This is a genomic window from Massilia solisilvae (assembly GCF_024753215.1).
GTDB classification, from domain to species: domain Bacteria; phylum Pseudomonadota; class Gammaproteobacteria; order Burkholderiales; family Burkholderiaceae_D; genus Telluria; species Telluria solisilvae.
Map to the genome: position 1 here is coordinate 781851 of NZ_JANUGV010000001.1, position 20236 is coordinate 802086.

Annotated in this window: 18 protein-coding genes; 10 read left to right on the top strand and 8 right to left on the bottom strand. The window is 66.0% G+C overall.

The genetic code is table 11. The features are described from left to right. Positions 1-91 precede the first annotated feature (91 nt). The 5 genes from NX773_RS03425 to NX773_RS03445 all read right to left on the bottom strand — a co-directional run bounded on the left by NX773_RS03425 (position 92) and on the right by NX773_RS03445 (position 4920). Positions 92-1108 (bottom strand): glycosyltransferase, encoded by a 1017-nt coding sequence (locus tag NX773_RS03425; RefSeq protein ID WP_258854967.1) that lies wholly within the window; start codon positions 1106-1108, stop codon positions 92-94. Then, positions 1105-2244, bottom strand: coding sequence for a DegT/DnrJ/EryC1/StrS family aminotransferase (locus NX773_RS03430; protein ID WP_258854968.1), 1140 nt, complete (start codon positions 2242-2244; stop codon positions 1105-1107). The genes NX773_RS03425 and NX773_RS03430 overlap by 4 nt, the downstream gene beginning before the upstream one ends. Positions 2245-2488: 244 nt before the next feature. Beyond that, positions 2489-2863 carry a DMT family transporter gene (locus NX773_RS03435; RefSeq protein ID WP_258854969.1) on the bottom strand — a complete coding sequence of 125 codons (375 nt, stop codon included), beginning with the start codon at positions 2861-2863 and terminating at the stop codon, positions 2489-2491. A gap of 6 nt (positions 2864-2869) precedes the next feature. Then, entirely contained in the window at positions 2870-4537 is a 1668-nt protein-coding gene (locus NX773_RS03440; protein ID WP_258854970.1) for a glycosyltransferase family 39 protein, read from the bottom strand. Continuing rightward, a complete protein-coding gene (locus NX773_RS03445) occupies positions 4534-4920 on the bottom strand; it encodes an Mth938-like domain-containing protein (RefSeq protein WP_258854971.1) in 387 nt (128 codons plus the stop codon). The genes NX773_RS03440 and NX773_RS03445 overlap by 4 nt, the downstream gene beginning before the upstream one ends. A gap of 197 nt (positions 4921-5117) precedes the next feature. Between NX773_RS03445 and NX773_RS03450 the strand changes: the two genes are divergently transcribed. Next, positions 5118-6350 (top strand): pyridoxal phosphate-dependent aminotransferase, encoded by a 1233-nt coding sequence (locus NX773_RS03450; protein ID WP_258854972.1) that lies wholly within the window; start codon positions 5118-5120, stop codon positions 6348-6350. A gap of 28 nt (positions 6351-6378) precedes the next feature. Then, complete coding sequence (locus tag NX773_RS03455; protein WP_258854973.1) at positions 6379-7701, top strand: homoserine dehydrogenase; 1323 nt, start codon at positions 6379-6381, stop codon at positions 7699-7701. 138 nt (positions 7702-7839) lie between these two features. Here NX773_RS03455 and NX773_RS03460 read toward each other — a convergent pair whose 3' ends face one another. The 3 genes from NX773_RS03460 to NX773_RS03470 all read right to left on the bottom strand — a co-directional run bounded on the left by NX773_RS03460 (position 7840) and on the right by NX773_RS03470 (position 10258). Then, a complete protein-coding gene (locus NX773_RS03460; protein ID WP_258854974.1) occupies positions 7840-8031 on the bottom strand; it encodes a hypothetical protein in 192 nt (63 codons plus the stop codon). An 80-nt stretch (positions 8032-8111) separates the two neighbouring features. Beyond that, the gene (locus NX773_RS03465) at positions 8112-9566 is read right to left on the bottom strand and encodes a sensor histidine kinase (RefSeq protein ID WP_258854975.1); all 1455 of its coding nucleotides are present in this window, start codon (positions 9564-9566) and stop codon (positions 8112-8114) included. Further along, the gene (locus NX773_RS03470) at positions 9563-10258 is read right to left on the bottom strand and encodes a response regulator (protein ID WP_258854976.1); all 696 of its coding nucleotides are present in this window, start codon (positions 10256-10258) and stop codon (positions 9563-9565) included. The genes NX773_RS03465 and NX773_RS03470 overlap by 4 nt, the downstream gene beginning before the upstream one ends. Before the next feature lie 137 nt (positions 10259-10395). Here NX773_RS03470 and NX773_RS03475 point away from each other — a divergent pair, with 137 nt between their 5' ends. The 8 genes from NX773_RS03475 (at position 10396) to NX773_RS03510 (ending at position 20142) form a co-directional block, all read left to right on the top strand. Then, positions 10396-11457 (top strand): porin, encoded by a 1062-nt coding sequence (locus tag NX773_RS03475; RefSeq protein ID WP_258854977.1) that lies wholly within the window; start codon positions 10396-10398, stop codon positions 11455-11457. 28 nt (positions 11458-11485) lie between these two features. Beyond that, entirely contained in the window at positions 11486-12451 is a 966-nt protein-coding gene (locus tag NX773_RS03480; protein WP_370662211.1) for a tripartite tricarboxylate transporter substrate binding protein, read from the top strand. 27 nt (positions 12452-12478) lie between these two features. Further along, the gene (locus NX773_RS03485; protein WP_258854979.1) at positions 12479-13570 is read left to right on the top strand and encodes an ABC transporter substrate-binding protein; all 1092 of its coding nucleotides are present in this window, start codon (positions 12479-12481) and stop codon (positions 13568-13570) included. Between the two features lie 132 nt (positions 13571-13702). Next, positions 13703-15466, top strand: a complete 1764-nt coding sequence (locus NX773_RS03490; protein WP_258854980.1) for an ABC transporter permease — start codon at positions 13703-13705, stop codon at positions 15464-15466. 19 nt (positions 15467-15485) lie between these two features. Then, positions 15486-16550 carry an ABC transporter ATP-binding protein gene (locus NX773_RS03495; RefSeq protein WP_258854981.1) on the top strand — a complete coding sequence of 355 codons (1065 nt, stop codon included), beginning with the start codon at positions 15486-15488 and terminating at the stop codon, positions 16548-16550. 8 nt (positions 16551-16558) lie between these two features. Next, entirely contained in the window at positions 16559-17578 is a 1020-nt protein-coding gene (locus NX773_RS03500; protein ID WP_258854982.1) for an AbrB family transcriptional regulator, read from the top strand. A gap of 115 nt (positions 17579-17693) precedes the next feature. After that, positions 17694-18026, top strand: coding sequence for a hypothetical protein (locus NX773_RS03505; RefSeq protein WP_258854983.1), 333 nt, complete (start codon positions 17694-17696; stop codon positions 18024-18026). Positions 18027-18258: 232 nt separating this feature from the next. Further along, positions 18259-20142: an MFS transporter gene (locus NX773_RS03510; protein ID WP_258854984.1), complete on the top strand. Its 1884-nt coding sequence runs from the start codon at positions 18259-18261 to the stop codon at positions 20140-20142. Positions 20143-20236: the final 94 nt, after the last annotated feature.

The following is a 20236-nucleotide window of genomic DNA, read 5'->3' on the forward strand; positions in this document are numbered from 1 at the left end:
GGAACCCATGCTGAGCATCCCGTCACGCGGTCTATGGGTCCCCGGCAAGGCGGACGGCCAGTCCGGGGACGACGTGCAAGTGGTGTTGGTGTTATCGGCCGACCTGGCGCTTTTCGAGCACCACGCCTTCCGCTTCGTCCAGTTCGTGCCCTTCGCGGCGCGGCTGGCCCTGCAAAATGGTCTGCACCACGTAGCGCGGCCGCGCGCGTACCTGCTGGAAGATGCGGCCCACGTATTCGCCCACCAGGCCAATGCCGAACAGGATCACGCCCATGAAGAAGAACGCGATCGCAAACAGCGTGAACACGCCTTCGGCCTCGGCGCCCAGCAGGAAGCGGCGCACCAGCAGGATCAGCACCAGAAGGCCCGAGCAGAACGACAGCGTCATGCCCAGCAGCGAAAACACCTGCAGCGGCACCAGCGAAAAGCCGGTTACCAGGTCGAAGTTCAGGCGGATCAGGCTGTAGAGCGAGTATTTCGATTCGCCCGCGGCGCGCTCCTCGTGTTCGACCACGATCTCGGTGGGCTTGCGCGCAAACTTGTACGCCAGCGCCGGCACGAAGGTGTTCACCTCGCCGCACTGGTTGACCAGGTCGATCACGTTTCGGCCGTACGCGCGCAGCATGTTGCCCTGGTCGGTGATGTGAATGTTGGTGATGCGCTCGCGCAGGTGGTTCATCGCCTTGGACGCGATGGTGCGCCAGGCCGTGTCCTGGCGCTTGCGGCGGATCGAGCCGACGTAGTCGTAGCCCTCGCGCATCTTCTCGACCAGCTTGGGAATCTCTTCCGGCGGGTTCTGCAGGTCGGCGTCGAGCGTCACGATGATCTCGCCGCGGGTCTGCTCGAAGCCGGCCAGGATCGCCATGTGCTGGCCGTAGTTGCCGTTAAAGAGCACCACGCGCGTCACGTCCGGGCGCTGGCGGTACTGCTCGGCGAGGATGGCGACCGAGTTGTCGCGGCTGCCGTCGTTGACAAAAATGATCTCGTAGGTGATGCCGGCCTTGTCCAGCGCCGGGTACAGGCGGCCGAACAGCTTGTCCAGCCCGGCCTCTTCGTTGTACACCGGAATGACGACCGACAGTTCCGGTTTAATGGCAAGAACGTTCATTTGGCCAGGATCCCGTTGACGGCGGCGACCACGCGCTCCACATCGCCCAGCGTCATCGTGTTAAACATCGGCAGGGTCACGGTCAGGCGGCCGATTTTCTCGGCGACCGGGAATTGCCCGTCCTTGAAGCCGCGCTCGCGGTACAGGGTGAACAGGTGCACCGCCGCGTAGTGGTAGCCGGTGCCGATGTTGTACTCTTTTTGCATGCGCGTCATGAATTCGGCGCGCGTGCCGGGGCCGTGGTCGGGCAGGATGATCTGGAACAGGTGCCAGTTCGAGCTGCCGAAGGCCTGGATCGGGAGCTGGGCGCCGGTGTTCGCCTCGAAGTCGGGGCCGAAGCACTGGAAGTAGTGGCGCGCGATCTTTTCGCGATGGGCGTTGAACTCTTCCAGCCGCGCCAGTTGGCGCAGGCCGATGGCGGCGTTCACGTCGCTCATGTTGTACTTGCCGCCCAACACATCGACGTCGATGCCGTCCACGCCGCTGCGGGTGACGCCCTGCAGGCGGTATTTTTCGGCCAGCCGCGCTTCCTCGGGGGTGTTCATGACCAGGCAGCCGCCTTCGACGGTCGTGATGTTCTTGTTGACCTGGAAGCTGAACGAGACCAGGTCGCCGATCGCGCCGATGCGCTTGCCTTTCCAGGTCGAGCCGATCGCCTGCGCGGCGTCTTCCACCACGCGCAGCTTGTATTTCTCGGCAATGGCGTACAGCCGGTCCATGTCCACGGGCAGGCCGGACAGGAACACCGGGATGATGGCGCGGGTGCGCGGCGTGATCGCCGCTTCCAGCTTGTCCAGGTCGATGTTGCGGGTGCGCTCGTCGATGTCGGCGAACACCGGGGTGGCGCCGACTTCCAGGATGACGGCCGAGGTTGCGGGCCAGGTGATGGGCGTGGTGATCACCTCGTCGCCCGGGCCCACGCCGGCGATGCGCAGTGCGATCTCCATGGTGCAGGTGCCGGAGTTGAAGGTGCGTACCGGACGCCCGCCAAAGTATTCGGACAGCTGTGCTTCGAACGCCTGGTTCTTCGGCCCGGTGGTGATCCAGCCGGAGCGCAGCACGTCGCCGACTGCGGCGATGGTGTCTTCGTCGATGGTCGGGCGGGAAAAGGGCAGGAAAGGCAGCTCAGCAGTCATATTTCTCTTTCTGTGCTAATGGCTCGCCCCGAAACCACGGAACTCGTCGTTCCCGCGAAGGCGGGAACCCATCGACCGCGTGAGTGCGCGCTCAGCATGGATCCCCGCCTGCGCGGGGATGACGGCGTGGTTGTTCAGAGGTCACCAAAATGATTTACAGCGGCAGTGGTGGTGCCGCATTCGCTTTCTGAACGGAATTTTTTGATTCCACAGCGCCAATCGCGCATTTTATCAGGCTTGTCAGTCAGGTACGCGCCAGCAGGGCAACCCCGACCATGATGACACCGATCGCAGCCAGCCGCTGCAGCGAGACCGCCTCGCCCAGGAACAGCCAGGCGCCGGCGGCGCTGACCACGTAGCCGAGCGAGAGCATCGGGTAGGCAATGGTCACGTCGGTGCGCGACAGGCCGATGATCCACACCACCAGCGACACCGCGTAGCAGGCCAGCCCGCCCAGGATCGGCAGCTGGGTGGCCACCTTGATCCCGGTCTGGAACCAGTTTTCCATGGTGAGGTGGATGGCGCCGCCCAAGGCGTTGGTGCCGGCCTTGAGCAGCAGCTGGGCGGCCGCGTTGAGCAGCACGCCGGTGATGATGAATGCGAAAGTGGACAGGTTCATATCGTTTTAATAGTTTGCGATGACGGTGCGGCGCGCGTCGGCCGCGACCACGCGCAGCGGCACGCCCTGGCGCTTCAGGTCGGCCAGGATGTCTTCGCGGATGATGGCCAGGTCGTGGCGGCCGGCGGCGGCGTCGGCGCGCCACTGTGCGACAAAGGTTGGCACGGTCGGGATCGACAACTGCGGCTCTTGCTGCAGGCCGAAGGTGAATTCGTCCCAGTAGTCCACCAGCGTGACGGTGCGGCGCAGGTAGAAGGTCAGCGACTGTTCGTAGATGCCGACCGAATAGACACGGGTTTCAGGCTTGAGTTCGGCCCGGATCGCCGGCAGCAGGTTGACGCCGGCGCGCACCTGGCCGATCGGCTCGAAGCCGGCCAGCAGCAGCTCGGTGCTGGCAAAACCGGCCAGTGCCAGCACCACCACCATCAGGTCGCGCTGCATCTGACGCGCGTACAGCATGGCGACCACGCCGCCCGCCGCGGCCACGAAGCCGGCCGCCAGCACGAACGGCTGGTAGGCCGCGTACAGCGCGGCTTCGCCGGCCTGCTTGGCCAGGCCCGGGACGAAGGGCACGAACCCGAGCAGGGCGGCGCCCAGCAGGGCGGTCAGGCCGCAGGTAAGCATGCGGCTCCTGCGCGTGCCGACGTCGAGGTAGTTGGCGATCAGGAGCGCGGCCGCCGGGAACACCGGCAAAATGTAGCCGGGCAGCTTGGAGCTGGACTTGGTGAAGAACAGGATGATGAAGGCCAGCCAGACCAACAGCATCAGGCGCGGGCGGAACGGGCCGGGCGCGCCTGTCGTTTCGCGCTGTGCGCCCAGCACCAGGCTTTGCACCAGCACGCCCACCCATGGCACGGAACCTGCGGCCAGCAGCACAAAGAACACCCACCATGCGGCTTCGCGGTGGTGTTCCTTGAGCAGGAAGCGGTCGAAATGCTCGTGGATGAAGAAGAAGTGCGGCTGTTCCGGGTTCTTCAGGCCCACCAGCACGAACCACGGGGTGGCGATGGCGAAGAACAGCAGCAGGCCCTTGCCCAAGTGCAGACGGGTCCAGATCTTCCAGTCGCGCGCGGCCAGGGTGTAGATCACCAGAATCGCGCCCGGCAGCACCAGGCCGATCAGGCCCTTGGCCAGCACCGCCAGCGCCATGCCGGCCCAGCAGACCAGCATCCAGTCGCGGTTCTCGCGCGCCGTGGCGTCGTTGCGCTGGGCCAGCAGCAGGGCGCACAGGGCGATGGTCATCATGCCCGACAGGCCCATGTCCAGCGAGTTGATCTGGGCGCAGGCGACCCAGTAGAAGCAGGAGCCCAGCACCAGCGCGGCGTAGAAACCGACGCGCTCGGAAAACACCTTGCGGCCGGCGTGCCAGACCAGCGCCACGCCGAGGATGCCGTTCAGCCCCAGCCACAGGCGCGCCTGCCACTCGCCCAGGCCGAAGACGGCAAAGGTGAGGGCGTTGGCCCAGGTTTGCAGCGGCGGCTTTTCGAAGTACTTGATGCCGTTCAGTCGGGTGGTGACCCAGTCGCCGGTGGCGAGCATTTCGCGCGCCATTTCGGCGTAGCGGCCTTCGTCGGGCGGCACCAGGGTGCGCACGCCGAGCAGGTACAGGGTGGCGAGGACGAAGCCGGCGAAGAGGATCCAGAGGAGGGTTTTGTTGCGGTGCAGGTCGTTCATGCGGCCGCCGCGCCTTCGATGATCAGCGCCAGCGTGACCTTGCGGCCTTCACCCATCAGGATGTTGTAGGTACGGCAGGCGGCATGGCTGTCCATGCTTTCGACGCCCACGCGGCGGTTTGAGAGCGCCGTCACCAGTTTCGGGTGCACGAAGCGCTGGCGCTCGCCGGTGCCCAGAATGACCACGTCCGGCTGGTCCTGGGCGATGGCCGCGAAATGTTCGGCGGTGAGATCCTCGAAACGGGTGACCGGCCAGGCGCGCGGCTCGACCTCGGGCATCACGAGCACGCTGAACTCGTAGCGCTTCGCGTTGATCTCGACGCCCTGGGCGTCGTAGCCGGTAACGGTCTGGTACTGCTGGTTGTCCTGGGAGTGCAGCTTCATGGGTTTTGCCTCTGTGCGAAGGGCGATAGGATGCCACAAACGGGCGCAAAGCGCGACAGGACGCCCCGCCGAACATCGTTCAGGCTTTTGCTCCAACGGCGGCAAAAGATGGCGGGGCGGTTGATTTAACTGGTCTGTTTGGGGCAGAATGGACTTATCGCATTGCAGCAAAACCTTTCTCGTTACCAGGAATAACCGTGCGCCCCATCCTCAAATCCAACAAACTCGACGATGTCTGCTATGAGATCCGTGGCCCGGCCATGGACCTGGCGCGCAAGATGGAGGATGACGGGCACAAGATCATCAAGCTCAACATTGGCAACCTGGCCACCTTCGGCTTCGACCCGCCGGACGAGATCGTGCGCGACATGATCCGCAACATGCCCAATGCGGCGGGCTACACCGATTCCAAGGGCCTGTTCGCGCCGCGCAAGTCGATTGTCCACTACACCCAGCAAAAGGGCATCACGGGCGTGACCGTGGATGACGTCTATCTCGGCAACGGCGCCTCGGAACTGATCGTCATGGCGATGCAGGGCCTGCTCAACAACGGCGACGAGGTGCTGGTGCCGGCCCCGGACTACCCGCTGTGGACCGCGGCGGTGAGCCTGGCCGGCGGCGCGCCGGTGCACTACGTGTGCGACGAGCAGGCCGACTGGATGCCCGACATCGAGGACATGAAGCGCAAGATCACCCCCAACACGCGGGCGATCGTCGTCATCAACCCGAACAACCCGACCGGCGCGCTGTACCCGCGCGAACTCCTGCTCGAGATTATCGAACTGGCGCGCCAGCACCAGCTCATCATCTACGCCGACGAGATCTACGACAAGGTGCTGTACGACGGCGCCCAGCACACTTCGCTGGCCTCGCTGGCCGACGACGTGTTGTGCATCACGCTCAACGGCCTGTCAAAAAATTACCGCTCCTGCGGCTACCGGGCCGGCTGGATGGTAGTATCGGGGGAGAAGAAGCACGCGAAAGACTATATCGAGGGCCTGAACATGCTGGCCTCGATGCGCTTGTGCGCCAACGTGCCCGGCCAGTTTGCGATCCAGACTGCGCTGGGCGGCTACCAAAGCATTGCCGACCTGGTCGCGCCGAACGGGCGCCTGACCCGTCAACGCGATCTCGCGCACAAGATGCTGACCGAGATCCCGGGCGTTAGCTGCGTCAAGCCGAAGGCCGCGCTGTACATGTTCCCGCGGCTGGACCCCAAGGTGTACCCGATCGCCGACGACCAGCAGTTCATCTGCGAATTGCTGGCCGAAGAAAAGGTGCTGCTGGTGCAGGGTACCGGTTTCAACTGGATCGCGCCGGACCACTTCCGACTGGTGTTCCTGCCGAATACGGACGATCTGGGCGACGCCTGCGGCCGCCTCGCGCGCTTCCTCGACGGCTACCGGCGCCGCCACGCAATCCGCGCCTGAGAACAGAAGCAGAAGAAGAGAGAGTAAGTTGAAACCGATTAAAGTAGGCCTGCTAGGCATCGGCACCGTGGGCGCCGGCACATACAACGTCCTGCAGCGCAACCAGGAAGACATTCGACGCCGCGCCGGCCGCGGCATCGAGATCGCCATGGTCGCGGCGCGCAACCTGGAGCGTGCGCGTGGCATCGTCGGCGCCGATTGCGTCGTGGTGGACGATCCGTTCGCCGTGGTGGACAGCCCCGACATCGACATCGTGGTCGAGCTGATCGGCGGCTACGAGCTGCCGCGCGAGCTGGTGCTGCGCGCCATCGCCAATGGCAAGCACGTGGTCACCGCCAACAAGGCGCTGCTGGCGCAGCATGGCAACGAGATCTTCGCCGCAGCCCAGGAAAAGGGCGTGATGGTGGCGTTCGAGGCGGCCGTGGCCGGCGGCGTACCGATCATCAAGGCGCTGCGCGAGGGCCTCACGGCCAACCGGATCGAATCGGTGGCCGGCATCATCAACGGCACCACCAACTTCATTCTCTCGGAAATGCGCGAGAAGGGCCTGGACTTCGCGACGGTGCTCAAGCAGGCGCAGGAACTGGGCTATGCCGAGGCCGACCCGACCTTCGACATCGAGGGCGTGGACGCGGCGCACAAGCTGGCGATCATGTCGTCGATCGCGTTCGGCATCCCGGTTCAGTTCGAGAAGGCCCACATCGAGGGCATCAGCACGCTGCAGGCGGTGGACATCCGCTACGCCGAGCAGCTGGGCTACCGCATCAAGCTGCTGGGCATCACGCGCCGCGCGCAGGCCGATGGCGTGGACGGCATCGAGCTGCGCGTGCACCCGACGCTGATCCCGGCCAACCGCCTGATCGCGAACGTGGAAGGCGCGATGAACGCGGTGCTGGTGCACGCCGACGCCGTCGGTTCGACGCTTTACTACGGCAAGGGCGCGGGCTCGGAGCCGACCGCCTCGGCCGTGATCGCGGACCTGGTGGACGTGACGCGCCTGGCGACCGTGGACCCGTACTGCCGCGTGCCGCACCTGGCATTCCAGCCGAACGAGATGACGGACGTGCCGGTCCTGCCGATGTCCGAGATCCGCTCGAGCTACTACCTGCGCGTGTACGTGAAGGACCAGCTGGGCGTGATGGCCGACCTGACGCGCATCCTGGCCGATGCCGGCATCTCGATCGACGCCGTGCTGCAGAAGGAGCCGGGCGAGCTGCAGACGCGCACCGATATCATCATCATCACCCACCAGACCCGCGAGAAATTCGTGGACGCGGCGATCGCCAGGATCGAGGCGCTGGAAGCGGTGGAGCGCAAGGTGACGCGCATTCGCCTGGAAAGCCTGAGCTGACCCGCCTGCTCACTTAAGCGCCGTCGTCCCGGCGCATCCTCGGCGGCGCCGCCGTTATCCATGCTGACTCAAACGAAGCCGCAGTGCTTCCAACTCAGTATGGGTCGCGGCATTCGCCGGGATGACGGACACGGGCCATCATCTCGGCGGCTTGGGCCGGACCAGGTCCAGCAGGAACTCGGTTGCGAATTCATCCACCACCTGCGTGGGCGGGAGCTCGTCCTCGTCGAGCGGGGCGGTGGTGAGCGCGACCAGCTCGCACTCGAGCTGGTCGAACAGCGCGTCGGGCGCGGCGCCGTTCAGGAGGAAGGGAAGGTTCGGCGAAGTCATCCGCGCATTTTACGCACGCTGCACCGCACAACAAGTGCCGCGACGGGTGTCGCTTGCGACGCCTCAATGGCGGTTTTCCATCATGACAGAACGCTGGTCGCGACCGGCGCAAACAGCACCGTGACCTTCAGTCCGGCGCCACTTGCGGCATCGGATAACGATACCTCGGCCCCGTGCAGCGACGCGATGTCGCGCACGATCGACAGCCCGAGACCCGTGCCGGACGGGTTCGCCTCCATGGTGGCGGCGGCGCGGTAGAACGGCATGAATACCTTGTCGCGTTCCGCTGGCGCAATTCCCGGCCCGGAATCCTGCACTTCCAGTATCACGCCGTGCGCAGCTTGCCGCACAGCCAGTTGCACGCTGCCGCCGGGCGGCGTGTAGCGCAGCGCGTTGTCCACCAGGTTGCTCACCAGTTCGTGCAGCATCATGGCCTGGCCGCGCACGGCCAGCGTCTCGGGCGCGTCCAGCGCCAGGTCGATGTTCTTCTGCACCGCCGGCAGCGCCAGGTCCAGGCCCACCTGGCGCACTACCGCCGGCAGGTTCACCTCGGCCATGTCGCCCTGGCCGCCGTGCTCCACGCGCGCCAGCGTCAGCAGGCGGTTGGCCAGGTGGACCGCCGAGTCGGTGGTGCCGGCGATCGAGCGCACGATGGCGCGCATGGCTTCCGGGTCGTTCTCGCGCAGGGCCAGCTCGGCCTGGGTCTTGAGCACGGTGAGCGGGGTGCGCAGCTGGTGCGAGGCGTCGGCGATGAAGCGGCGCTGGCTGGCGATCAGGTGCTGCATGCGCGCCATGGTGCCGTTGAGCGTGGCCACCAGCGGGCGCACCTCCTTGTGCACCAGCGCCTGGTCCACGTTGGACAGGTCCGACAGCGGGCGCGTCTCGAATTCGTCCTTCAGCTGCATCAGCGGGCGCAGCACCAGCCGCACCGCCACCCACACCAGCGTGGCCACGGCCAGCACTAAAATGGCCTGGCGCAGCAGGGTGCCCATCAAAATGCGGCGCGACAGCGCGTAGCGCGCGTCCAGCGTTTCGCCGACCTGGATCAGCGCAATGCCGCGCATCGAATCGTCGAACACCGGCTGCAGCAGCGCGGCGATGCGCACCGGCTCGCCGTTGTAGGTGGCGTGGTAGAAGCGCACCAGCGCCGGGTACAGTTCCGAGCGTGGCACGTCGGCCGGCACGCGCGGCAGGTCGTCGTAGCCGGACACGGTTTCGCCTTTCAGGCCGCCGACCCGGTAGTAGATGCGCCCGAGGGTATCGGTCTCGAAGCTGTCCAGCGCCACGTAGGGCACGTCCGCCACCACCTGGCCGTCGCGCATGGCCACCCGCTCGGCCAGCGCCCGGGTGGACGCCAGCAGCGAGCGGTCGTAGGCCATGTCGGCCGCGTCCATCGCGTCGCGGTACAGCGAGAAGGTGTTGAGCGCGACCAGCAGCACCAGCGGCGCCAGCAGCCAGCGCAGCAGCTGGTTGCGCAGGCTGCCCAGCGGCGCGGCGCGGATGCGGCGGCCCAGGCCGAGCGCGATGCGTTTCATTGCGGCTCGCGCGCCTGCAGCAGGTAGCCGATGCCGCGCAGCGTGGCGATCGCCGCGCCCCCCTCGGGCCGGCGATCGAGCTTCTTGCGCACCCGGTGGATGTACAGCTCGATCGCGTCCAGGTTGGCGTCGTCGTCGAGCGCGAATACTTCGTCGAACAGCTTTTCCTTGGACAGTGCGCGGCCCGGGCGCGAGATCAGCGCCTCCAGCACCGCGTGCTCGCGCGGCGTGAGCGAGAGCGGCTCGCCGCAGTATTCGAACATGCGCGAGACGGTGTCGAACGCGAGCTGGCCGCAACGCTGGACGGGCGCCGCCACGCCGCCCTGGCTGCGCCGCAGCAGCGCCTTGACGCGCGCTTCCAGCTCGGCCAGCTCGAACGGCTTGGCCAGGTAATCGTCGGCGCCCAGGTTCAGCCCCTGCACCCGTTCCTCCAGCCCGCCGCGCGCGGTCAGGATCAGCACCGGCGTGCTGCCGCGCGCGCCGCCGCGCGCGCGCAGGCGGCGCAGCACGTCCAGGCCGTCCATGCGCGGCAGCGTCAGGTCGAGGATGACCAGCGCGTAGTCCTGCGTGTGCAGCAGGGCGTCGGCATCGGCGCCGGTGTGCGCGCATTCGACGGTGAGGTTGGCGTCGCGCAGGGCCTTGGACAGCCAGTGCGACAGTTCGAGGTGGTCTTCGACGAGGAGGATACGCATGGAGGCCAGTGTAAGGGGAAAGCGGGCGGCGCGAACAGGGGGCGTTGCACTTTGGCCGCTGAAAGCTGATTGAAAGGAAGCGGCCCATATAGTTCACAGCGCTGTAACAAAACCATAACCACAATCAGGAGACATCGATGAAGCGCAAGCTGCTTTCGCTCGCCGTTTTTGCGGCCCTTTCCATCGCCGGCCACGCGCAGGCCCAGACCAGCGTCCAGACCTACGGCCTGATCGACGCCGGCGTCGAATACCTCACCAATGCGGACGCCAAAGGTGGCAGCATGACGCGCGTGATCTCGGGTGGTAAAAACACCTCGCGCTGGGGCTTTCGCGGTGCCGAGGACCTGGGTGGCGGCCTGAAAGCCGTGTTCGGCCTGGAAGGCGGCATTTTGCTCGACACCGGCGCGCAGGACGGCGCGCTGTTCAAGCGCCAGGCTTACGTGGGCCTGGACGGCAAGGCCGGCCGCCTGGTGCTGGGCCGCTCGTTCACCACCGTGTATGACTTTGTCATCAAGTTCGACCCGATGGGCTTTGCGCCGAACTACTCGTGGGCCACTTCCGCTTCGGCCACCGGCCCCTCGAAGTACGGCATGACGACCGCGTTCGACAACCTCATCAAGTACTCGGGCAGCACCGGCGCGCTGTCGTACGGCGCGACCGTGGGCCTGGGCGAGCAGCCGGGCGCACCGAATGACGGCCGCAAATACGCCGGCGCCGTGTCGTGGGCCAACAAGGGCTTCGCGGTGATGGGTTCCTACGAGCGCATCAACGGCAATACGGTCGCCGCCACCGGCAACCGCGACCAGACCTCGGCCTTCCACATCGCCGCCGACTACAAGACCAGCTCGTGGCGCTACACCGCCGCCATGCGCGGCTACAAGCTCGAATCGGGCAAGGCCGCAACCCCCGACGTGCGCGCCGACACCTACTGGGGCGGCGTGAGCTACTACACCGGCCCGTGGACCCTCACCGGCGCGGCCTACCACGTCAACGTCAAGAATGTCGCGGCAGGCAAGGATGCCGATCCGACCATGTACGTGGCGCGCGCGCTGTACGCGCTGTCCAAGCGCACCGACCTGTACCTGGCTGGCGCGCACGTGAGCGGCAAGAACGGCCAGCTGGTCGGCCTGTCGCGCGACGACGCCGGTTTCGGAACGTCGCAAACCGGCATCACCATGGGCATCCAGCACCGCTACTGATTCGCTCGCCAGGCCAATCACCTCTATCATGGCTCGCATGAAACTGCGTAACCTGATTCCCCTGGCCCTGCTGGCCGCATGCGCGATCGCGCATGCCGGCGAGCCGGAATGCGTGATCCCGTCCAAGCCGGGTGGCGCGATGGACCTGACCTGCAAGCTTGCACAAAAAGCACTGCTGGCCAAGCCCGGCGCACCGAAGCTCAAGCTGACTTACCTGCCGGGCGGGATCGGCGCGGTGGCGTGGCACACACTGGTGTCGCAGCGGCGCCCGGAGCCGGACACCCTGGTCGCGTTTTCGGGCGGCTCCTTGCTCAATCTTGCGCAGGGCAAGTTTGGCAAGGCAGGCCCTTCGGACGTGCGCTGGGTGGCGGCGATGGGCGCCGACTACGGCATGATCGCGGTGCGCGCCGACTCGCCGTACCGCACGCTGGGCGACCTGCTGGAGGCGCTGCGCGCGGCGCCGCAGAAGGTGCTGATCGGCGTATCCGGCACCATCGGCAGCCAGGACTGGCTGAAGATGGCGATGGTCGCGCGCCACGCCGGCATCGATCCGAAGCAGCTGCGCTTTGTCGCGCTGGAAGGCGGCGGCGAAGCGTTCACGGCGATGAACGCCAGTTTCGTGCAGGTGGTCTCGGGCGACGCGTCCGAGGCCAAGCTGTACGCGGGGCCGGGCAAAGTGCGGGTGCTGGCGGTGCTTTCCGAACACCGGCTGCCGGGCGCGCTGGCGCAGGTGCCGACGGCGCGCGAGCAGGGCATCGACGTGGTGTGGCCGATCATCCGTGGCGTGTGGATGGCGCCTGGCGTGCCGGAGGCCGACTACCGGCGCTGGGTCGAGGCCTTCGACCGGATGGAGGCATCGCCCGAATTCGCGCAGCTGCGCACCGAGGCCGGGCTGTATCCGTTCTCGCTGACCGGCGACGCGCTGACCCAGTACATCAAGAAAGCAGTCAACGACTACACCCGGCAGGCGATGCAGTTCAACCTGGTGCGCTAGCCGGACAATCAAACCCAAGGAGACAAGATGAAATCCATTTCGAAGATTGCGCTCGCCCTCGCACTGTCGGGCGTGGCGCTGGCCGCCGGCGCGCAAGTCCCGGCCGGCTACCCGGCCACCTACCAGAAGATCATCGACGGCGCCAAAAAAGAGGGCAAGCTGGTGATCTACGGCGCCACCGACAGCAAGGCCGCGCAGCCGCTGATCAAGGACTTCAACGCGCTGTACCCGGGCATCGTGGTCGAGTACAACGACATGAACTCGACCGAGGTGTACAACCGCTTCATCTCCGAATCGGCCGCCGGCGGCGCCACCGCCGACGTGCTGTGGTCGTCGGCGATGGACCTGCAGCTCAAGCTGGCCGCGGAAGGCTATGCGATGGCCTACAAGTCGGTCGAAGCGCCGAAAATCCCGGGCTGGGCGGTGTGGAAGGACATGGCATACGGCACCACGTTCGAGCCGGCCGCGATCGTGTACAACAAGCGCCTGGTCACCGGCGCCGAAGTCCCGCAGACCCACGCCGACTTCGCCAAACTGATCGCCACCGACAAATTCCGCGACAAGGTCACCACCTACGACATCGAGAAATCGGGCGTGGGCTTCATGTTCATGACCCAGGATTCGCACGACTTCGCCCAGTTCCCGGCGCTGGAGAACGCGTTCGGCACGGCCAAGGTGCGCGTGCAGTCGTCCACCGGCACCATGCTGGAGCGGATCTCGTCGGGCGAGAACCTGATCGGCTACAACGTGCTCGGCTCGTACGCCCTGGTGCGCGCCAAGACCGACCCGTCGCTGGGCGTGGTGCTGCCCAAGGATTACACGCTGATCCTGTCGCGCGTCCAGTTCATCAACAAGAACGCGAAGAACGCCAACGCCGCCAAGCTGTGGATGGACTACATGCTGTCGGCACGCGGCCAGACCGTGATCGCCAACGACGCCAAGCTGTACGCGATCCGCGCGCACGTGAAGGGCGAGACCACCTCGGCCGAGCTGATTCGCGAGATCGGCGAGAAGAACATCAAGCCGCTGCCGGTCAACGAAAGCCTGCTGCAGTACCTCGCGCCGGCCAAGCGCATGGCCTTCCTGAAGCAGTGGAAGGAAACCGCTGGTAAGAAGTAAAGGCAGCTACGTCGTCCCCGCGACAGGCGGGGACCCATAGAACGCGTGCGACTCACGCTCAGCATGGGTTCCGGCCTTCGCCGGAACGACGGGTTCTCTGCTGGCAGCATCAACCCCTCACCGGATCGTTCCATGTCTACCTTGTCTTTGTCGCGCCGCCTTAACTGGCCGCGCGGGATGGTTGTCGCCCTGACGTGCCTGGCCATCTTCGTTCCGCTGTTCCTGATTTTCTACCAGAGCTTCCTGTCGGCGCCGTTCTTCATGCCCGACAAGGAGCTGGGCCTGGACGCGTACCGCTTCATTTTCGACGACCCCGACTTCCGGGTCGCGTTCCGCAACGGGATGATCCTTGCGGCGGGCCTGGCCGCGATCGCGGTGCCGCTGGGCGGCATGCTCGCCTTCCTGATGATCCGCACCGACCTGCCGGGCCGCAGCTGGATCGCGCCGCTGCTGCTGGTGCCGATCTTCGTGTCGCCGATGGTGATGGGCTTTGGCTACGTGGTCGCGATGGGGCCGGTCGGCTTCTATTCGACCTGGGCCAAGCAGATCCTCGGCTTCATCCCCTGGAACATCTACTCGTTCACCAGCATCGTGGTGATCGCGGGCCTGACCCACGTGCCGCACGTGTACCTGTACGCGTCCTCCGCGCTCAAGAGCCTGGGCTCGGACGTGGAGGAAGCGGCGCGCGTGACCGGCGCCTCGCCATGGCAGGTGATGTTCAACGTGTCGCTGCCGATGATCATGCCGGCGCTGGCCTACGCGGGCGTGCTGGTGTTCTTCCTCGGCTTCGAGGTGTTCGGCCTGGTGCTGGTGCTGGGCGACCCGGAAGGGCACCTGGTGCTGGCCACCTACCTGTACAAGCTCACCAACAAGCTGGGCACCCCGTCGTACCACCTGATGGCAGCCGTTGCGGTGTGCCTGGTGATGGTGACGATGCCGCTGGTGATGCTGCAGCGCTGGCTGCTCAAGTCGGCCAACAAGTACGTCGCCATCAAGGGCAAGGGCGCGCGCCAGAAGCCGCTGCCGCTGGGCCGCTGGAAGTGGGTGGCGTTCGCGCTGCTGGGCGCGTGGCTGCTGTTCACGATCGTGGTGCCGATCTCCGGCATCGTGCTGCGCAGCTTTGTGCAGTACTGGGGCGAAGGCGTGAAGCTGGCCGACGTGCTCACGCTGCAGCACTTCCGCGACATCATGGAGCAGCCTTCGCTCATGCGCGGCATCCTGAACACGGTGCTGATCGGTGTCGTGGGCGGCGGCCTGGCGGTGGCCTGCTACAGCGCGATCGCGCTGGCCATGCACCGCAAGCAGGACGGCATCACGCGCCTGCTGGACTACAGCGTGCTGGTGCCGCGCGCGGTGCCGGGCCTGCTCGCCGGCCTGTCGTTCCTGTGGGTGTTCCTGTTCGTGCCGAGCTGGCTGGACGGCCTGCTCAAGGGGATGGACAACGGCGCGGCCTTGTGGCTGTCAGAGCACCTGATCCCGGCGCTGCGTGAACTGCGCTCGACCATCTTCGCCCTGTGGCTGGCGTATTCGGTTGTGTGGCTGGCCTACGGCATGCGCATGGTGTCCACCGCCTTGCTGCAGGTGGGGCCGGAGCTGGAAGAGGCCGCGCGCGCGGTCGGCGCCCGCCGTGGCCGCGTCACCCGCGACATCACGCTCCCGCTCATCAAGTACGGCATGCTGGGCGGCTGGTTGATGGTGTTCCTGATCTTCGAACGCGAATACTCGACCGGCGTGTACCTGCTCTCGCCCGGCACCGAAGTGATTGGCGCGATGCTGGTATCGCTGTGGGCCGGCGGCTCGACCGACCTGGTGGCCGCGCTCTCGTTCATCAACATCACCCTGGTGGCCATCGGCCTTGGCATCGCGCTGCGCTTTGGCGTCAAGCTGCACGACTAATTCATCTACGAGACAACACATGAACGTTTTATCCGTCAACGACCTGCACCTCGACTACGGCAGCGGCGCCAGCACCAACCAGATCCTCAAAGGCGTGTCGATGCACCTGCAACGCGGCGAGGTGGTGGCGCTGCTGGGGCCTTCGGGCAGCGGCAAGACCACGCTGCTGCGCGCGGTGGCCGGCCTGGAAAGTCCGCGCGCCGGCACCATCGACATCGGCGAGCGCCGCGTGTTCGACGGCGATCGCAAGCTTGAGCTGCCCGCCGAGGAGCGCAACCTGGGCCTGGTGTTCCAGTCGTACGCGCTGTGGCCGCACAAAACCGTGTTCGACAACGTGGCATATGGCCTGAAGCTGCGCAAGATGCCTGCGCGCGAGATCGAGCCGAAGGTGAACCTGGTGCTGGCCCAGCTGGGCCTGGGGCACCTGGGCGCGCGCTTTCCGCACCAGCTGTCCGGCGGCCAGCAGCAGCGCGTGGCGATTGCGCGCGCGTTGGTGTACAACCCGCCGGTGATCCTGCTCGACGAGCCGCTGTCGAACCTGGACGCCAAGTTGCGCGAAGAGGCGCGCGCCTTCCTGCGCGAGCTGATCGTGCGGCTCGGCCTGTCGGCCCTGATGGTCACGCACGACCAGGCCGAGGCGATGGCGATCTCGGACCGCATCCTCCTGCTCAACAACGGCAAGATCGAGCAGCAGGGCACGCCGCAGCAGATGTACGAGACCCCGGACACGCTGTTCACCGCCGAGTTCATGGGCAGTAACAACCGCCTGCCTGGCAAGGTGTTGCGGCGCGACGGCAACCGCGTGCGCCTGCTGGTGGAAGGTGCACAGCTGGACGGTACCGCACGCGGCGCCAACGTGGGCAGCGACGTGACCGCGCTGGTGCGGCTGGAGGAAGTGCGCGTCAGCGACACGGCGGCCGACAACGCGCTGCAGATGGAGCTGATCACCTGCATGTACCTGGGTGACCGCTGGGAGTGCTTGTTCGGGCGCGGTGACGCCAAGCTGCGCGCATATTCGTCGCGCCGGCTGGATGGCGGCAGCTACTGGCTGCAGATGCCGGCCGAGAAGCTCTGGGCCTTTTGACGCGACCCATGCTGCGTTCCTTTGGCCTGGCGCTGCTGGTCGCGGTGCCGGCGGCGCTGGCCTGCGTGTGGCTGGACACGCCGCTGCCGTGGCTGATCGGGCCGCTGTTCTCGACCGCCGCTGCCTGCATGCTGGGCGCGTCGCTCGCGGCCCCGGTGCAGGTGCGCCAGGCCGGGCAGTGGGCGATCGGCACCGCGCTCGGCCTGTACTTCAGCGCGCCGGTGCTGGCGGTGCTGGCGCGCTACGCGCCGTGGATCGCGCTGGCGGTGCTGTTTGCGCTGGCGCTCGGGGTGGCGGGCGCGTGGCTGCTGCGGCGCGTTTCCGGTACCGACCATGCGACGGCATTTTTTGCGATGGCCGTCGGCGGCGCGTCGGAGATGGCGGTGCAGGGCGAGCGCCACGGCGCGCTGGTCGAGCGGGTGGCTGCCGCGCACAGCCTGCGCATCATGATGGTGGTCGGCACCATCCCGTTCATCGTGCGCGCGCTGCACGCCAGCGCCGGGCTGCCGGAGTTCGTGCCGGCCGCCAGCGAAGTGCACTATCCGGGCCTGGCCGTGCTGGCGCTGGCCACCGCTGCGGGGGCGCTGCTGCTCACCCGGCGCGACCTGCCCAACGCCTGGGTCATCGGCCCGCTCGTGGTGGCGCTTGCGCTCACGGCCGCGGGTATCCATTTGTCGCGCCTGCCCGAATGGGCGATCCGCACCGGGCAGCTGTTCATTGGCGTGTCGCTCGGCACGCGTTTCACCCCGGCTTTCGTGCACACGGCGCCGCGTTTTTTGGCAAGCGTGGCCGCCTGCACCGGCGTTGCGCTGCTGCTGGCCGCCGGCTTTGCCCTCGCGCTGGCGCAGTTCGCCGGCCTGCACTGGGGCACCGCTGTGCTCGCCACGTCACCCGGCGGCATCGCCGAGATGGCGCTGACGGCCCGGGTGCTCAACCTCGGTGTGCCGGTCGTGACGGCATTCCACGTCACGCGCATGGCGGTGGTGGTGCTGGCCGTCGGCCCTGTCTACCGGAGGCGCAAGCCTTGACTGGTCTTCAACTTGCAACCAGAGCAACATTGACCGTACACTGAGCGTTGACGGACGACCACGATCGGCTTGGGGCGGACCGGGTTCGATGACAATGAACGGTTGATATAGGAACATGGCCTACCGTAAATTTTTTTGGATCATCCTTGCGGGGTGCATTCTCTCTGCCGCAGCGACGCTGCTTCAGCTGCTCACCGTCTATCTCATGAGCTTGGCGCAGCTGCCCCACGCCTATGAACATTTCAATTCGGCTCTTGCCGGAGCAACGGATATCGAAGCAATCAAGACAGCGTGTTCATCGTTAGCCCAGTGGAATGAGTCGGAACGAGCAGGGCGTGTGAAGTTGATGATTTACGTCCCGCTCATCGCGTTGTTGACCTCCACAGTTTGCGCTGGAGTTGCTGCTTGGGCACTCGCGACAACAAGAACAGCGAAAAAGCCGCTGTAGGGAGTTTCAGCGAGCGCCGGCACGCCTTGCCGCCTTGCCGATTCGATTCAGATCATATGTCGCGCGCATATTGCGCCAGAGCCAGTTCCTTGCAAAACACCCAGTTCGGGTATCGCGCGGCACAACGCGGCGTATTAGTATCGGCTACACAAAAATAACACTAGGAAACATTGTTGTTTGCCTCCGCCGAGTGCTGTAGATTACGGCCCATCCACTTTTCGCGAGCCGACGCATGAGCAAACCGAACCAGTTCACCCTGTTGAAGCAGCGGCGCTTCGCCCCGTTTTTCTGGACCCAGTTCCTCGGGGCGTTCAACGACAACCTGTTCAAGACCGCGCTGATCGTGATCCTGACTTACGATGCGGCCAGCTGGACCAGTCTTTCCCCTTCGCTGCTGAACAACCTGATCCCGGGCCTGTTCATCCTGCCGTTCGTGCTGCTGTCGGGCACTTCCGGCCAGGTGGCGGACAAGGTGGAGAAGGGCAAGCTGGCGCGCTCGGTCAAGTTCCTCGAGCTGGGCATCATGCTGGTCGCGGGACTAGGCTGGATGAGCCACAACCTGTGGCTGCTGGTGTCCGCAGTGGTCGGCATGGGCGTGCACTCGACGCTGTTTGGGCCGGTGAAGTACGCCTACCTGCCGCAGCACCTGAAGCAGGATGAACTGGTCGGCGGCAACGGCGTGATCGAGATGGGTACCTTCGTCGGTATCTTGATCGGCGAGATCATGGGCGCGGTGCTGGTGGCGCAGCCGCATGGCATTGCCATGGTGGCGGCCGGTACGGTGCTGACCGCGGTGCTGGGGCTGGTTGCGTCGTGGGGCATCCCACGTTCACCGGCGCCGGAGCCGCAACTGAAGGTGAACGCAAATTTCCTCGCGGAGAGCTGGCGCAACCTGGCGTTCTCGAGCAAGAACCGCACGGTGTTCCTGTCGATGCTGGGCAACTCGTGGTTCTGGTTCTACGGCGCGCTGGTGCTGTCGCAGTTTCCGGTGTACGCCAAGGACTACCTGCACGGCGACCACAGCGTGTTCGTGCTGCTGCTGACCGTCTTCTCCCTGGGCGTGGGTACCGGCTCGCTGTTGTGCGAAAAGCTGTCCGGGCGCAAGGTCGAGATCGGCCTGGTGCCGTTCGGCTCCATCGGCCTGTCGGTGTTCGGCATCGACCTGTATTTCGCCAGCCAGCACTACACCAACACGCAGGCGGTGGACATGCTCGGCCTGCTGGCCCAGCCGGGCGTGGTGCGCATCCTGGCCGACCTGCTGCTGCTGGGCATGTTCGGCGGCTTCTTCATCGTGCCGCTGTTTGCGCTGATCCAGTCGCGCTGCGACCCCAAGCACATGGCGCGCACCATCGCCGGCACCAATATTTTGAATGCGCTGTTCATGGTGGCGGCGGCGGGCGTGGCCATCGTGCTGCTCGGCCATGGCTTCACGATTCCCGAAATGTTCCTGGTCACGGCCCTGCTCAACGCGGTGGTGGCGGTGTACATCTTCTCGCTGGTTCCCGAGTTCCTGCTGCGCTTCCTGGCGTGGATGCTGATCCACACGATTCACCGCGTGAAAACGGTGGACGCCGAGCGCATCCCCGAAGAGGGGCCGGCAGTGCTGGTGTGTAACCATGTGAGCTACGTGGACGCGGTTGTAATCGTGGCGGCCAGCCCGCGCCCGATCCGCTTCGTGATGGACCACCGCATCTTCGCCACGCCCGTGCTGGGCTGGATCTTCCGCACCGCCAAGGCGATCCCGATCGCGCCCGCCAAGGAAGACCCGTGGCTGATGGAAAAGGCGTTCGTCGATGTGGCCAAAGCGCTGCACGAAGGCGAGCTGGTCTGCATTTTCCCGGAGGGCAAGCTGACCTCGACCGGCGAGATGAACGAGTTCAAGGGCGGCATCGCCAAGATCGTTGGACGCAGCAAGGTGCCGGTGATCCCGATGGCGCTGCGCGGGCTGTGGGGCAGCCTGTTCACGCGCGACCGCGGCAACGTGTTCGAGCGCTCGTTTGCACGCGGCCCGCGTTCGCGGCTGGCGCTGGCGGTGGGCCGGCCGGTGCCGCCGGACGAGGCCACGCCGGAGAACCTGTACCAGCAAGTGCTGGACCTGCGCGGCGACTGGAAATAGTCCGGCCGCGTTGTCGCCACTTTGATTTGCCTCAAGCACGCAGCCGACGCCTGACCGACAGTGGGGGCAGGCGCCGGCGTGCGTCGAGGGGTGA